The 14,628-nt window shown below is 44.3% G+C and carries 13 protein-coding genes and 1 pseudogene; 13 read left to right on the forward strand and 1 reads right to left on the reverse strand.

The genetic code is table 11. The annotated features are described in order from the left end of the window. The 8 genes and pseudogenes from GWD08_RS02605 to buk form a co-directional block, all read left to right on the forward strand. A pseudogene (locus GWD08_RS02605) lies at window positions 1-176 on the forward strand (phosphopentomutase); the annotation flags it as partial. A gap of 479 nt (window positions 177-655) precedes the next feature. Continuing rightward, window positions 656-1,753: a thiamine pyrophosphate-dependent dehydrogenase E1 component subunit alpha gene (locus GWD08_RS02610; RefSeq protein WP_159564093.1), complete on the forward strand. Its 1,098-nt coding sequence runs from the start codon at window positions 656-658 to the stop codon at window positions 1,751-1,753. 1 nt (window position 1,754) lies between these two features. After that, window positions 1,755-2,732 (forward strand): alpha-ketoacid dehydrogenase subunit beta, encoded by a 978-nt coding sequence (locus tag GWD08_RS02615; RefSeq protein WP_159559854.1) that lies wholly within the window; start codon window positions 1,755-1,757, stop codon window positions 2,730-2,732. Window positions 2,733-2,742: 10 nt separating this feature from the next. Further along, window positions 2,743-4,128: a dihydrolipoamide acetyltransferase family protein gene (locus GWD08_RS02620; protein ID WP_159564094.1), complete on the forward strand. Its 1,386-nt coding sequence runs from the start codon at window positions 2,743-2,745 to the stop codon at window positions 4,126-4,128. 4 nt (window positions 4,129-4,132) lie between these two features. Beyond that, on the forward strand, window positions 4,133-5,542 hold the full coding sequence (gene lpdA / locus GWD08_RS02625) for a dihydrolipoyl dehydrogenase (protein ID WP_159564095.1): 1,410 nt from the start codon (window positions 4,133-4,135) through the stop codon (window positions 5,540-5,542). Window positions 5,543-5,552: 10 nt separating this feature from the next. Next, on the forward strand, window positions 5,553-6,602 hold the full coding sequence (locus GWD08_RS02630) for a PTS sugar transporter subunit IIC (protein ID WP_159564096.1): 1,050 nt from the start codon (window positions 5,553-5,555) through the stop codon (window positions 6,600-6,602). Between the two features lie 73 nt (window positions 6,603-6,675). Further along, window positions 6,676-7,590 (forward strand): phosphate acyltransferase, encoded by a 915-nt coding sequence (locus tag GWD08_RS02635; protein ID WP_159564097.1) that lies wholly within the window; start codon window positions 6,676-6,678, stop codon window positions 7,588-7,590. A gap of 10 nt (window positions 7,591-7,600) precedes the next feature. Further along, a complete protein-coding gene (gene buk, locus GWD08_RS02640) occupies window positions 7,601-8,665 on the forward strand; it encodes a butyrate kinase (protein WP_159564098.1) in 1,065 nt (354 codons plus the stop codon). Here buk and GWD08_RS02645 read toward each other — a convergent pair. Then, window positions 8,662-9,552, reverse strand: a complete 891-nt coding sequence (locus tag GWD08_RS02645; RefSeq protein WP_159542993.1) for a LysR family transcriptional regulator — start codon at window positions 9,550-9,552, stop codon at window positions 8,662-8,664. The genes buk and GWD08_RS02645 overlap by 4 nt on opposite strands. Before the next feature lie 60 nt (window positions 9,553-9,612). Between GWD08_RS02645 and GWD08_RS02650 the strand changes: the two genes are divergently transcribed. The 5 genes from GWD08_RS02650 to GWD08_RS02670 all read left to right on the forward strand — a co-directional run bounded on the left by GWD08_RS02650 (window position 9,613) and on the right by GWD08_RS02670 (window position 14,553). Further along, the gene (locus GWD08_RS02650) at window positions 9,613-10,674 is read left to right on the forward strand and encodes a serine hydrolase domain-containing protein (RefSeq protein ID WP_328799112.1); all 1,062 of its coding nucleotides are present in this window, start codon (window positions 9,613-9,615) and stop codon (window positions 10,672-10,674) included. Window positions 10,675-10,854: 180 nt separating this feature from the next. Next, complete coding sequence (locus tag GWD08_RS02655; RefSeq protein WP_159564099.1) at window positions 10,855-12,027, forward strand: glycerate kinase family protein; 1,173 nt, start codon at window positions 10,855-10,857, stop codon at window positions 12,025-12,027. 182 nt (window positions 12,028-12,209) lie between these two features. Beyond that, the gene (gene rpmB, locus GWD08_RS02660) at window positions 12,210-12,398 is read left to right on the forward strand and encodes a 50S ribosomal protein L28 (protein WP_003025909.1); all 189 of its coding nucleotides are present in this window, start codon (window positions 12,210-12,212) and stop codon (window positions 12,396-12,398) included. 125 nt (window positions 12,399-12,523) lie between these two features. Beyond that, a complete protein-coding gene (locus GWD08_RS02665) occupies window positions 12,524-12,889 on the forward strand; it encodes an Asp23/Gls24 family envelope stress response protein (RefSeq protein WP_159542987.1) in 366 nt (121 codons plus the stop codon). Continuing rightward, window positions 12,889-14,553 carry a DAK2 domain-containing protein gene (locus GWD08_RS02670; protein WP_159564100.1) on the forward strand — a complete coding sequence of 555 codons (1,665 nt, stop codon included), beginning with the start codon at window positions 12,889-12,891 and terminating at the stop codon, window positions 14,551-14,553. Before GWD08_RS02665 ends, GWD08_RS02670 begins: the two co-directional genes overlap by 1 nt. The last annotated feature ends 75 nt before the right edge of the window (window positions 14,554-14,628 follow it).

A 14,628-nucleotide genomic window follows, 5' to 3' on the forward strand; every position in this document is an offset into this window, starting at 1 on the left:
ATGTTGGTACGGATCATACCCGTGAGTACATCCCTTTGTTGGCTTACAGTCCAGCATTTAAGGGCAATGGGGTATTGCCAGTTGGTCATTTTGCTGATATTTCTGCGACCATTGCTGAGAACTTTGGCGTGGAGACTGCCATGATTGGGGAAAGTTTCTTGGATCGTTTAGTGTAGGCATTACTAAGTAGGTGAGGGCTCGCGGCTTCTATCTGAGGCGTCAGCCCTTTTTTAGCTAGCTAAATTTCCTTTTGCAATCGGTACGTCCCAAGCAAAGGAAATAGCGAAGCTTTTTAAGAGAGGATGTTTCCAACAAACTAAGTGGTTAGGTTGTGGTATTTATTATTCGAAACAGAGTTGTTGGAAAAGCTAAACTTCTGTTGATTTTGAATTGTGACCGAAAGTCGGCTATCTTGCTGCTGCTTTTCGGTCTTTTTTTGATGAAGTTGCTTGGGCTTTGAGGTGGTTGCCTGTGGTTACGCAGGCATTTTGCTTTTAGCAATAGCAATAATAGCAGATTTGTAAGCTGTTCATGAGAATTTTATGAGATGGATTGGTTGGCAGAGTGCTTGTCTTACTTATAGTGCTATAAGATTTAGATAGTTCAGCTTATTAAAAGAAAGCGCTATCATTATAGAGAAAGGAAGGAAGCAGCTATGACTATTAGTACATTACATTTTGCTGACATTGTATCTTCTTATGATGCTAATTTTCCCATGTATCAAGTTTTGGATGCGGCTGGTCAAGTGGTTGATGCCAAAGCAATGGCTGAAGTATCAGAAGACGAATTAATTCAGTTAATGAAAACGATTACCTGGGGTAGGGCTATGGATGAACGGGTTATTCTTTTAAATCGCCAGGGAGCCCTAAGCAACTACGCACCAGGAGGAGGGCAAGAAGCTAGTCAGTATGGCTCTGTCTTAGCTCTTGAAAAAGGTGATGTTTTTGCCCCGACTTACCGAGATGTGTTTACAGGTGTTCAGTTTGGCATGACCCTGACCCAGGCTTTTTTATGGTATAAAGGCCATTTTAAGGCTAATCAATATCCAGAAGATCTGACGATGTACTCACCTAATGTGATTGTGGGAGGCACAGCAATTCAGGCTCTTGGTAATGCTATTGGTAAACGAATGAAGGGTGAAGCCAAGGTAGCATTGGCCCTGTGTGGCGACTCCTCAACCTCCCAAGGTGATTTTTACGAAGCTCTTAACTTTGCTGGTATTTTTAAGGCCCAATTGATCGCAGTTGTGCAAAATAATGGCTATGGCATTTCAGTGCCAACTGCTCGGCAAACCAAGGCTGCTACCCTAGCACAAAAGGCAGTTGCTGCAGGTATTCCAGCAGTTCGTGTCGATGGTATGGATCCAGTAGCTGTCTACTATACTGTCAAGAAAGCCAGGGATTATGTAATTGCCAATGGCCCAATCCTGATTGAAAATCTAACTTACCGTTTCGGACCACATACCATGTCTGATGATCCCAAACGCTACCGTGATGAGGCAGAAGTTGAGCAGTGGCGCAAGAAGGATCCTTTGATTAGATTAGGGCATTATCTCACTGAAAAAGGCTTATGGAGCCAAGAGCAAACAGATGCCATTTATGAAGACGTGAAAGAGCAGGCCAAAGCAGCCCTAGCTGAAATGGTTAAGACTCAGCCACAAAAAATCACAGATTTCTTAGGTTTTATGTTTGAGCAGGAACCTCAAAATATCCAAGAACAAAAAGCCATCTATGCTGCAAAGGAGGAAAACTAGTATGCCAGTTCTTACATTAGCCCAAGCTGTTAGTGATGGCTTAAAAGAAGCCATGCAAAAGTATGATAATGCACTGATCTTTGGTGAAGATGTCGGTAAAAATGGCGGTGTATTTCGGATTACGGCTGGCTTACAGGAAACTTTTGGTGAGGAGCGGGTTTTTGATACGCCGCTTGCTGAATCAGGGATTATCCACATGTCAGTTGGACTTGCGCAAGAAGGCTTTATTCCGCTGCCTGAGATTCAATTTTCTGGCTTCATCGTTGAAGCAATGGATGCCTTGATTGCTCAATTACCTCGGCAACGTTATCGTACTGGGGGAACAAGGCATGCGCAGGTAACGATTCGAGCACCTTATGGTGGTGGGGTCCATACTCCAGAGCTGCATTCTGATAGTTTAGAAGGCATGTTTGCTCAAATACCTGGTCTGCGAGTAGTAATCCCCTCTTCCGCTTATGATGCCAAGGGCTTACTCTTAGCTTCGATTGCTTCACCAGATCCGGTCTTTTTCTTAGAGCATCTGCGTCTTTACCGGACGGTGAAAGATGAGGTGCCTACAGGTTACTATACTGTTCCTTTGGATAAGGCAGCTATTGTTCACCAGGGATCTGATGTGACCCTTATTGGGTATGGTCAGATGATTCCTTTGGCGGTGCAAGCTGCAGAGGCTTTGGCATCTAAGGGTATTAGTGCAGAGGTGCTTGATTTGAGAACCATCTCACCAGTTGATTATGCAACCATTCAGGCTTCCATTACAAAGACCCACCGTGTCCTTGTCCTTCAAGAAGCCCAACGTCAAGCTGGGGTCGCTGGTCAAATCATGTCAGAAATTGCAGAGCGTTGCTTCATGGAACTTGATGCGCCGGTAGCGCGGGTGACCGCACCTGATACCATTTTTCCTTTTGGAATGGCTGAAGAACTCTGGTTACCTAGCGTTGAAGACATTGTTATGAAAGCACAAGAAATTGTAGAATTCTAGGAGGTCCATAATGTATCACTATATCCTACCAGATGCTGGCGAAGGAACCCACGAAAGCGCCATCATGTCTTGGTCAGCCCAAGTGGGTGATCAGGTCAAAGAAGACGATATTCTCTTAGAAATCGAAAGTGATAAGGCTGTTGTCGCATTACCTTGTCCTGTTGATGGTTACCTGGCCAAAATTTACGTTGAAGCAGGTGATATTGGCATTGTAGGGCAACCCATTGCCGATATTGCTGAAAGCAAAGAAGAATTACAGGCTGCATTAAAAGGTGGAGGGTCTGATGCTACTATGGCTAAAACCAAAGCAACAAGCACTACGTTAGCGAGTGACCTTGATCAGACAGACGTAGGCCAGTCTGCACTTGATTCTACCCAAACTAAGGACCAAAAGGATGCACAGCCAACTTCAGATAAGGACTGCCGGCAGTTAGCAGTTCCTCGTGTGCGCAAATATGCGCGTGCTAAAGGAATTGATCTCACCCAAGTAATAGGAACAGGCAATCATGGGCACATTACGATAGAAGATCTTGATACTTATCTGGCCCAAGCTTTAACACACAAGCAAGCGATTTCTTCTGAGCAAGATCAGCAAGCAAGGTCAGAGGATTATGACCAAGCTGCATTAGAGGAAAGGCAAACCCCGGCTTCTACTAATCCCCAAGCAAAGGGCAACCAAGACCTCTTTGTGGATACTATTGAAAAAATCCCAGCAATGCGCAGAACTATAGCCGATGCACTTTCTAAAAGCAGTAACCAGGTTGCACAGGTGACGGTCTTTGACCAAGTTGAAGTGGAAGCACTGGTAGCCCACCGGCAGAAAATGAAAGTGCTGGCTGCTGAAAGAGATATTAAATTAACCTTTACACCTTATTTGGTTAAAGCCTTGGTGGCCATGCTCAAACATTTCCCTGAACTGAATGTTTCCTTAGATATGGAAAAAAATGAGTTGCATCGCCATCAGTATTACAACATTGGTGTGGCAACAGATACCCCACGCGGTTTGATGGTACCGATGATCCGTAATGCACAAAGCAAAAGTCTGTTTGAAATTGCCAATGACATTTCAGCCATTGCTCAAAAAGCTCGCGATGGCAAGCTTGAAGCAACTGATATGGGTAAGGGTTCCATTTCAGTGACCAATGTTGGTGCAGCGGCAACGTCTGGGGTTTGGTCAACACCAATTATTAATTTGCCAGAAGTAGCCATTTTGAATGTTGGCCGGATTGATCAGCTTTTCCTCCCAGATGAAGAGGGCAACCCTATCCTTAAGCCTGTTATGAAGCTATCATTTGCTTTTGACCATCGTGTCGTTGATGGGGTCTATGCCCAACAAGCCATTAACCTGCTTAAGAATTATTTGCATGATCCAGATTTATTATTAGCAGAGGGGTGATGAGATGGTAGTTGGTGGATATACAAATGAAGTAGATACGATTGTTGTTGGTTCAGGTCCTGGAGGCTACGTAGCTGCTATCCGAGCTGCTCAGCTAGGGCAAAAAGTCGTGATAGTTGAGCGCCAAGCTATTGGAGGTACCTGTTTAAATGTGGGGTGCATCCCATCAAAAGCACTCATTCATGTCGGACAAGAATTTGCTAAAACAAAGGCAACTAGCCCCTTTGGTCTCCACTTATCTGGTCAGTTAGACTTTCAACAGGCACAACATTGGAAAGACCAGGCAGTTGTTGGCAAACTAACCAGTGGCATTGCTACCTTGTTGCGTAAAAATAAGGTTGATATTGTGCAAGGAGAAGCCCACTTTGTTGCTCCAGATACTCTGCACATCACACCCAAAGATGGTCTAGGTGAGGGTTATCGCTTTAAAAATGCTATTTTAGCCCTGGGCAGTCGGCCTATTGAATTGAAGGCCTTTGCCTTTAATCAAGATATTCTAGATTCCACAGGGCTTTTAAACCTCACGGCTATCCCGCAGGAATTAGCAATTATTGGCGGTGGCTATATCGGCATGGAGCTAGCTATGGCTTATGCTAATCTAGGCAGTCATGTCACTGTCTTAGAAGGAACTGATCGTGTACTTAGTGGTTTTGAGCCGGACTTGGTCAAACCAGTGCTTGCCCAAGCAGAAAAACTCGGCATGCGCATTTTAACTAATGCCCAAGCTTCACACTATGAAAAGACCGACCAGGGACTTGAACTCTTTTATCAATCACAAGGAAAAGCAGCTAGTATTCAGGCGGATAAAATTGCTGTTTTGGTCGGTCGCAAGCCCAATACCGATACCGTTAGTTTGGAACTTGCTGGCCTTGAGGTGGATGAGCGCGGTTTGATTCCGGTCAATGCGCAAATGCAGACCAGACAAAAACACATTTATGCCATCGGTGATATTACAACAGGTCCAGCTCTGGCTCATAAGGCCTCGTATGAGGGCAAGGTGGCTGCGCAAGCCATTTCAAATATTAAAGGCGTAGCCGCTGATTATCTCGCCCTTCCAACAGTTGCCTATACCCAACCAGAGATTGCTACGGTTGGTCTAACCAAGGAAAAAGCCAGCCAAGCAGGAATATCTGTCAAGGTAGCGACTTTTCGCTTTGCTAGCAATGGTCGTTCCTTATCAATGGGCAATACCGAAGGTTTTGTTCGGCTAGTGTCTGATAAAGCTGATAATCGCTTGATTGGTGCGCAAATGGTTGGGCCAGCAGTCAGTGAATTAATCGGCGAAGTCACTCTCGCTATTGAAAATTTACTAACAGCAGAAGATATAACACTCACAATCCATAATCACCCAAGTTTATCTGAGACGATTATGGATGCCAGTGAAGGCTTACTTGACCAGGCCATCCACCAATAGAGGTAAGAATATGGAAACTAAACTATCTGCAAAAGCATTTGCAATGAATGTCTTAAATGGTATTGCCACAGGAGCGGTGGTGGTTTTAATCCCTGGCGCCCTTTTATCAGAGCTTTTTAAAGCCTTAGCACCACACTTTCCTCTCTTAACCCCCTACCTTGGAATTTTTGGCATGTCCAATGCCCTAATGGGCTTGGTCTGTGGCACCATGGTTGGTGTTAACTTTAAATTTACTCCCATTCAGGCGGCTTCTTTGGGTCTTGCTACTGAGTTTGCTGCTGGTGCTGTTACCTTTAAAAAGGGGCTTATCGTGCTGGCCGGTACAGGCGACATCATTAATATGCTGCTTACTGCTGCCTTAGGAGCTGCACTCATTTTATTAGTGGGAAATGGCTTAAAAGCCTATACCATTTTGGTTATTCCACCTTTATTGTTAGTGGTAGTCGGTATTTTTGGTCGCCTGCTCCTGCCTTATGTCGCCAAAATTACCCAAGTCATTGGACTTGGCACGGCGCAGTTGCTTCATTTGCAGCCCCTAGTGATGTGTATCTTATTGGCGATTGTTTTTGGTATCTTAATTGTGTCACCAATTACCACTGTAGGTATAGCCTTGGCGATTTCCCTATCAGGTGTTGGTTCAGGTGCTGCAAATATTGGCATTTGTGCCTGTGGCTTTGGCTTTGCTGTGTTGGGCTGGTCAGTAAATTCCTACGGAACAAGCTTGGCTCATTTCCTAGGTTCGCCCAAGATTTCCATGCCAAATGTGGTCAAAAATCCAAAGACCTTATTACCCATTATCTGCTCGGCAGCTTGTTGTGGGGTTTTAGCAGATGTCTTTGATATTCAAGGAACGCCAATGAGTGCTGGTTTTGGCTTTAGTGGTTTGGTTGGTCCTATCAACCACTTAAATCTCGTTGCAGGAGGCTACTCGCTCACCAATCTGCTCATTGCCCTGCTGGTATTTGCTCTTGCTCCCCTTGGCTTTGGTTTTCTCTTTAAACACCTGTTTATGAATGTTCTTCATATTGTGAAACCTGAGGATTACAAATTAAATATTTAGTATTTGGTTAAAGAATGCAGGCATCATGTGAACAACCTGACAACTGCATTCTTTTTAAAAAAAGGAGTCCTGTATGTCCTTATTAATTGATAAATTATTAGAAGCTCGCCCGGAAATACAAACAACTGAGCAGCCCATCACACTAGTGGTCATCAAGGCTGCTGATGACCAAGTCTTAGCTTGTCTTGAAAAAGCTATTGCTGAACGGCGAGTTAACGCTTATCTCATTGATGACAAAAACAAACTAGCAGAAAAATTAGCAGCCTATCAGATTGATCCCAATTGGTATCAGATCATTGATCTAGCTGATGACCAAGCAGCGGCGGCTAAAGCGGTTCAATTGGTCAAAGAAGGAAAGGGCGATGCTATTTTAAAAGGCCACATTGCCACAGGCAAAGTCTTAAAAGAGGTTGTCAATAAAGAAACAGGTATCCGCCAAGCAGCGACTCTCTCTCATGTCGCTCTGCTAGCTGTGCCCCAATTAAAGAGATTACTGGCTATTACTGATGGTGGCTTGATTTTACAACCTGATCAGGCCACAGCTTCGGTAGTCATTGCAAATGCTGTAGAGATAATGTCGGCCTTGGGCCTAGCCCCTGTGAAAGTTGCCTTGCTATCAGCAGCAGAAAATCTGATTCCCAAATTGCCCTCTTCAGTCATGGAGACCCAACTCACCAAAGCCTACGCCGGCAAGGACCAGCTGGTGGTGGAAGGTCCTTTGTCCATTGATCTTTCCTTATCACCTAAAAGCGCCCGTACCAAAGAGTATCAAGGCAAGATTCAAGGTGATGCTGATGTTTTGTTTGCACCAGATATTGTCACCGGAAATGTTACCTCCAAGGCCTTGACCCTTTTTGGTGGCGCCGAAATGGCAGGGCTTATTATGGGGGCCCAAGTTCCTGTGATTATTACCTCAAGGAGTTCTAGCTTTGAAGAAAAATATGCCTCTTTATTGTTAGCCCAAATCCTCATGACCAAAAAGAGATAAGGAGAAGTTAATGAAGACCATTGTAGCTATAAATCCAGGGGCCACCTCGACAAAAGTTGCCCTCTTTACCAATCAGACGATGGCTTGGAAAGAAGAGATCACATATCAAGCTGCTGATTTAGCCCCCTTTGCTAAGGTTTATGACCAGTTTGATCTTCGCTTAAATGATATTGAAGTCATCCTTGCCAAGCACGCTGTGAGCCACATTGATTTAGCTGTTGGCCGAGGCGGATTGATTGGTCCAGTTAAACCAGGTGCCATCCTCGTCAATGATGCCTTAATTGAGCACCTAGAGCATCGACCTATTTTAGAGCACCCCTCTAATCTAGGAGCAAAATTAGCCAAAGCCTTGATGGCTAAGTACGGAAATGGCCAAGCAGCATTTGTCTATGATCCAGTGACGGTTGATTCCATGAAACCTGTCTCGCGGTTAACCGGCATCAAAGGCATCGAAAGAACCTCCACAGGTCATCATTTGAATATGCGAGCTGTCGCTAGAAAAGCAGCTCAAGCACTTGGTAAGAATTATGATGACGTTAATTTAGTCATTGCTCACATTGGAGGTGGCTCAAGTGCATCTGCCCATGAAAAAGGTCAGGTGGTTGATTTTGTTTCGGATGATGAAATCATGTTTTCGGCAGAGCGTTCAGGCGGTATGCCCCTAAAAGCCATGCTACCAGTGATTAAAGAACTAGGCATACCAGCATTTAACCAACTAGCACGCAAAAAAGCCGGTCTCCAATCGCATTGTGAGACGGCTGATTTACGCGAGGTAGAAGCACGCATCACACAAGGTGATGCCAATGCCAAACTTGTCTTTGAAGCCCTGGCTTTAGGGATTGCTAAAACATTAGCTGCTTTGGCAGCGAGCATTACAGGCCCAATTGATCAGGTCATTTTAACTGGGGGGATGGCTTACTCACAAGCCTTGTGTCAAGAAGTTGAAAAGCGCACCGCCTTTATTGCTCCCTTTAAAGCTTATCCAGGCGAGTGTGAGCTAGAAGCTTTAGCCCTTGGTGGTTTACGTGTCCTAAATAAGGCAGAAGCCTATCAGGTTTTATCCTTTGAAGCCTAGGATGAGGCTTTCATCGCTGCAATAAATCTGTGAATGGCATCAGCATTCTGACTTATTTTTTTGCGATAGGCCAGCCCTTGCTTGTAGGTATTGTGACTATCCATAAGGGGAATCCAAACCAATTCAGTCATGCTGCTATATACTTCTAATTCTTTGGGAAGAATGGTGATCACATCTAATCTATCAAGACTGCGCAGCAATATTTCAAAATCATCGTGAACCAAGATGATATGATCGCTAGTTCCTAGTTCTTGGCAGCGGTTTTTTGTGTATACCCCTAAAGCAAAATGGTCACTCAGGCTGGCAATATTATAGGGAGCAAGCTCGCCAAAACTCACCTCTTGTTTACCTGCTAGAGGATGTCCCTTAGGTACAACAACACAACCAGAATAGCTGGATTCTTCAATAGCCAAAAAATCAATTATAATATCAGGCTCAACCTGGGGCAAAGAAAGTATCCCAAGATCGATTTTTTCTTGGACCAGCAGGTGTTGCAGAGCCATTGAGCCGTCTTGGACGATATGGAGATTAATTGCAGGATTTTGCCGAATAAAGCGTGAGATCTGATCCATGTACTGCAGCATGGTCAAAAAAGTCACCCCAATTGTCAAAGTTTGTTTTTGCTTATCCACCTGTTCTTGCAGGTCAAAAACTAATTGATTAAAGGCTTTGACAATCGGCTCCCCACGCTCTTTGAGGAGTGTACCTGTCTCAGTAAGATTGAGCCGATGATTTTGGTAAATAAATAGCGGTGCATTCAATTCGTCTTCCATTTTTGAGATGGCTTGTTTCAGTGCCGGTTGTGACACGAATAAGATCTTGGACGCGTGCGAATAATTTTGTGCCTTGGCAATGGTTAAAAAGTAGGAAAGTTGTCTAATGTCCATAAGCGTTCTTTCTATTGCAAACTCTATTAAAAGCTAAGGAAGTTCCTAAAAGGAGGTGACATGATGAATCAGGAAAAATTAGCAAAACTGTTTACTACCTTTGTCCAAAAACACCACCTACCCCAAGCGATTGTGGCGCTTGAAACGACAGATAAAAAAGACAAAGTCCAGTTATCTTGGGGACAACTCCAGGCAGATTCGCCCTTTTTAATGGCTAGTGTGACAAAGTTATGGGTAACCACTCTAATCTTGCAACTGATTGACCAGAAAAAAGTTTTCTACGACTCTATTGTAACCGATTTCATCCCAAAAGAAAAGCTAGCTGGTATCCATTCCATGCTGCCTAAAAACCAGGATTTGCCGATTACTGTCGCTGATTTACTCTTTCAGCGCACAGGCTTTGGTAATATTTTTTATGAAGAGCCAATTCGTTTAAAAGAGCGCATTGCTCGTGAGGATTTTGCCTATAGTTGGCAAGAAATGAAGGAGTGGGTCCAGGCCACACCAGCTCATTTCCTACCAGGGAGCAAGGCCGCCTATTATGCTGATATTAATTTTACCTTGTTAGGACTTATTATTGAGCACATTTGCCACCAGGATCTGGATGTCTGTGTCGAAAAGGCGATTATGCTTCCTTTAGGCTTGCAGCATTCCTACCTTTGCAGCAGTGAATATGCTGTTATTCCCCCACTTTATACAGGCCGTGCCTATTTGGATAGGCCAAAAGTCGTAGCTAGTGGGCAGGGAGCTGGCGGTGGCGTATCCACCTGTCAGGATTTACTGGTGTTTATCCGTGCCTTTTTTGAAGGCCAGCTCTTTAACAAAGACCACTGGAATCGGCTCAAAGATTACTATCCCTTGCAGGCAGACTATGCTCCGGTCTTATATGGTGGAGGTCACATGCTGCTTGCAATGGGAAAGCCAGGAAATCACAAGCGTCCTGAATTTTATGGCCATTCTGGTATTTCTGGTGCCTTTGCCTTTTTTTGCCCCCAACTAAATCTCTACCTAAGTGGAACAACGGATAATGCTGGGCAATCATCCTTGTGTATCCAGCTAATCTATCTCTTGTTATCAGAGATTGAGCGCGAGCGTGACCAGACAAAAAGCAACAAAAGATGATAGCAAAGCAAGTAGAAAGAGAGGCAAAAAATAACCAAAGCTAGCTTGCTTCAAGTATACCTGCTTAACCAGGCGACCATTTAGCTCTTGGCAAGCCAGAGATAATTTGCTAAACTTGGCTAGGAATCAGAGCTTATAGATAGCTCAGACACATGTTTACAGTAAAGGCAGATGAATAGTATGGGAAAGAAATTTGTTTTAGCTCCTGACTCCTTTAAAGAGAGTCTATCAGCCATACAAGCCTGTCAGGCGATGACCAAGGGGATTCTTGCAGTTTTTCCGGATGCAGACATTTGTTCATTCCCGATGGCTGACGGGGGCGAAGGGACGGTGGATGCTCTTTTACAGGCCTTAGGAGGCAAACGGATCGACCTCACTGTTTCAGGGCCACTGGTAAAAGAGCAAGTCCGTGCTTATTATGGTTGGTTTCCAAAGCAGCAGCTAGCTGTAGTGGAAATGGCCAAGGCTAATGGCTTAGAGTTACTAGCTAGCAGCAAACGTAACCCGCTGCGCACTTCAAGCTATGGCACAGGCCAACTCATACGTCATGCTCTTAACCAAGGCGCTAAGCGTATCATTTTAGGACTTGGTGGCAGTGCCACCAACGATGGCGGTGCTGGAATGGCGCAAGCCTTGGGCCTAAGTTTTATCGGCCAAGACCAGCAAATCCTACCAGCTGGCCTTAGTGGGGGAACTTTAGCTGAAGTATCTGCCCTTGATGTGACAGCATTAGATTCCCGATTAGCACAGACAGAAATCATCCTGGCCTGTGATGTCACTAATCCCCTACTAGGTCCTAGCGGAGCTAGCCAGATTTTTGGTCCGCAAAAAGGAGCAACTGCTCAGATGATTCCAATTTTAGAAGAGAATCTCAAGCACTATGCTCGATTATTGCAACAAGCAGTAGGGCGTGATGTTGCCCTACAAGCTGGCGCAGGTGCAGCCGGTGGCTTAGGAGCTAGCTTATTAGCTTTGACCAATGCCCAATGGCAGCTTGGTAGCAACCTGATAGCAGACTTACTTGATCTGGAAGGAGCCATCAAAAATGCTGATTACGTCTTTACTGGTGAAGGTCGCATCGATGGGCAGACCGCCTTTGGTAAGGTTCCCTTGGGCGTAGCAAACCTTGCTCAGAAATACAACAAACCAGTTTATGCCTGTGTTGGTCAGATTGACCAGGGGAGTGCAAAGCTTTATCAAGCAGGAATAACAGCCATTTTTAGCCTCGTACCAGGGCCCATATCTTTGCCAGACGCCTTGGCCCAAGGGGCTGTTCATCTTGAAACTACCGTAGAAAACATTTGCCGCTTGCTTGCAAGCAGCCAAGCCCCATCTCTTACGTTTAGACCTTAAATCAGCTGCTAACACATAAACTACCTAAAATGCACTAGCTCGTGCAAAGGAGAGGGCAGGGATGTTGGAAAATCAGGAAATGAAAAAATACTTGCGCGACCTCTTGAATTGTGATAGAATATTTTGGTATGTGGTGCTAGCACATCCGTAAACACATTCTACCTAGGAGGAAATAAACCAAAATGGCTAAAGTATGTTATTTTACTGGTCGTAAAACCGTATCAGGAAACAACCGTTCACACGCTATGAACCAAACCAAACGTACCGTTAAACCAAACCTTCAAAAAGTAACAATCCTTGTTGATGGTAAACCTAAAAAAGTTTGGGCTTCAGCTCGTGCGCTTAAATCTGGTAAAGTTGAACGCGTTTAATTGAAATAAGCCTCAGGGCTTTTTTTCTTTTGACAAATCGCCGCAAGTTTGTCCTTGCCTCGATTTTTTACAATTCCCCTGAGATATGGTAGAATAAACTGACAAAACTTTATGAGGTAGCAATTATGACTGTAAAAATCAATACAAAAGATGGTCTTATTGAACTCTCTGACGATGTTATTGCAACTGTCGTTGGTGGTTCAGCAACGGAAATTTTTGGCGTTGTTGGCATGGCAAGCAAAAGTGCCATAAAAGATAATTTTCAATCACTACTTCGTAAAGAAAACTATTCCAAAGGAGTAGTGGTGAAATCAACAGAAACAGGTATTTCTGTTGACGTCTACACCGTGATGAGTTACGGTGTGAAAATTAGCGAAGTTTCGAAAAACATTCAAGAACGGGTGAAATTTAATCTAGAAAGTCAACTTGGCATTTCGGCTAATATGGTTAATGTTTACGTACAAAATATCAGGGTTGTAGGAGAAAAGTAGTGTCAAATATTACAACAAGCTTATTCCAAGAGATGATTCAAGCAGCTGCGACGCGTCTTGGAAAGCAAGCAGAATATGTTAATTCCTTAAACGTTTTCCCTGTTCCAGATGGTGATACTGGGACAAACATGGGAATGACCATGGATAATGGTGCCAAAGAAGTTGCTGATAAACCAGCAACAACCGTTGGAGAAGTTGGTCAAATCCTCTCTAAAGGGTTGCTTATGGGGGCGCGTGGCAATTCAGGCGTTATCACCTCACAATTGTTCCGTGGTTTTAGCCAAAGCATCAAAAACAAAACAGAACTTGATGGTAAGGCCCTAGCCCAAGCTTTTCAAGCCGGCGTTGAAGTAGCTTATAAAGCAGTTATGAAACCTGTCGAAGGCACCATTTTAACAGTCTCACGAGGAGCAGCTACAGCAGCTCTCAAAAAAGCAGAGACCAGTGATGACGCCATCGCAGTAATGGAAGCAGCCCTAAAAGGCGCTAAACGCGCCCTTGCTAAGACACCAGAATTACTTCCTGTCCTTAAAGAAGTTGGCGTAGTGGATTCAGGCGGCCAAGGCCTTGTCTTTATCTATGAAGGTTTTTTGTCTGCCCTAAATGGCGACTATGTTGCCTCAGAAGACTTCAAAGCAACCCCAGCTAATATGTCTGAAATGATTAATGCCGAACACCATAAAGCAGTTGTAGGACATGTGGCTACCGAAGACATTACCTATGGCTATTGTACGGAAATTATGGTGGCCCTAAAACAAGGACCAACCTATGTAAAAGAATTCAATTATGAAGAATTCCAAGGTTATTTGAGTAATCTGGGTGATTCTTTACTTGTCATCAATGATGATGAAATTGTTAAGGTGCATGTCCATACAGAAGACCCCGGGTTAGTGATGCAAGAAGGCTTGAAATTTGGTTCGCTTGTGAAGGTGAAAGTGGAAAATATGCGCAACCAGCATGATGCCCAAGTCCAAAAAACGAACCAAGCCAGCCAGGCAGCTCAACCAAAAGATTTTGGCTTAATTGCTGTTGTCGCAGGTGAAGGCCTAGCTGATATTTTCAAAGCTCAAGGCGTTGACTACATCATCTCAGGTGGTCAAACCATGAACCCATCCACCGAAGACATTGTGAAAGCCATTGAGGCAGTCAATGCCAAAAACGTGATTATTCTACCAAATAATAAAAATATCTTTATGGCTGCCCAGTCAGCAGCAGAAGTGGTCGAGCAAGCCGCAGCCGTTGTTGAAACAAGAACAGTGCCGCAAGGCTTAACCAGTCTACTTGCCTTTGACCCATCTAAATCCCTCCAAGAAAATGTGGCAGATATGACAGCCAGTCTATCAGACGTTGTTAGTGGCAGCATTACCCTGGCTGTGCGTGACACGTCCATTGACGGGCTTGATATTCACGAAAATGATTACCTGGGAATGGTTGATGGCAAAATTTTGGTATCTGATGCCAATCTAGAGACTGCCATCAAAGCAACTTTTGCTCAGATGATTACAGATGATAGTGAGATTGTTACTCTCTTTGTCGGAGAAGAAGGCAATCAAGCTTTTGCAAACGAGTTGGCTGACTACCTTGAAACCACCTATGAAGATATAGAAGTAGATATTCATCAAGGCATGCAACCTGTCTACCCTTATCTCATGAGTGTTGAGTAACATCCTTACAAAAATGAGTTTATCTTAATGCCCCACCTAGCGTAGCAAGTCGTCTGGTTATCAGTACCAGCTGAC

It is taken from the genome of Streptococcus halichoeri (assembly GCF_009870755.1).
GTDB lineage: Bacteria > Bacillota > Bacilli > Lactobacillales > Streptococcaceae > Streptococcus > Streptococcus halichoeri.

What these genes read in the sequence shown, in the direction of transcription:
- GWD08_RS02610 (WP_159564093.1), top strand. Translation starts at nt 656, where the DNA reads ATGACTATTAGTACATTACATTTTGCTGACATTGTATCTTCTTATGAT.
- GWD08_RS02615 (WP_159559854.1), top strand. Translation starts at nt 1,755, where the DNA reads ATGCCAGTTCTTACATTAGCCCAAGCTGTTAGTGATGGCTTAAAAGAA.
- GWD08_RS02620 (WP_159564094.1), top strand. Translation starts at nt 2,743, where the DNA reads ATGTATCACTATATCCTACCAGATGCTGGCGAAGGAACCCACGAAAGC.
- lpdA (WP_159564095.1), top strand. Translation starts at nt 4,133, where the DNA reads ATGGTAGTTGGTGGATATACAAATGAAGTAGATACGATTGTTGTTGGT.
- GWD08_RS02630 (WP_159564096.1), top strand. Translation starts at nt 5,553, where the DNA reads ATGGAAACTAAACTATCTGCAAAAGCATTTGCAATGAATGTCTTAAAT.
- GWD08_RS02635 (WP_159564097.1), top strand. Translation starts at nt 6,676, where the DNA reads ATGTCCTTATTAATTGATAAATTATTAGAAGCTCGCCCGGAAATACAA.
- buk (WP_159564098.1), top strand. Translation starts at nt 7,601, where the DNA reads ATGAAGACCATTGTAGCTATAAATCCAGGGGCCACCTCGACAAAAGTT.
- GWD08_RS02645 (WP_159542993.1), bottom strand. Translation starts at nt 9,552, where the DNA reads ATGGACATTAGACAACTTTCCTACTTTTTAACCATTGCCAAGGCACAA.
- GWD08_RS02650 (WP_328799112.1), top strand. Translation starts at nt 9,613, where the DNA reads ATGATGAATCAGGAAAAATTAGCAAAACTGTTTACTACCTTTGTCCAA.
- GWD08_RS02655 (WP_159564099.1), top strand. Translation starts at nt 10,855, where the DNA reads ATGGGAAAGAAATTTGTTTTAGCTCCTGACTCCTTTAAAGAGAGTCTA.
- rpmB (WP_003025909.1), top strand. Translation starts at nt 12,210, where the DNA reads ATGGCTAAAGTATGTTATTTTACTGGTCGTAAAACCGTATCAGGAAAC.
- GWD08_RS02665 (WP_159542987.1), top strand. Translation starts at nt 12,524, where the DNA reads ATGACTGTAAAAATCAATACAAAAGATGGTCTTATTGAACTCTCTGAC.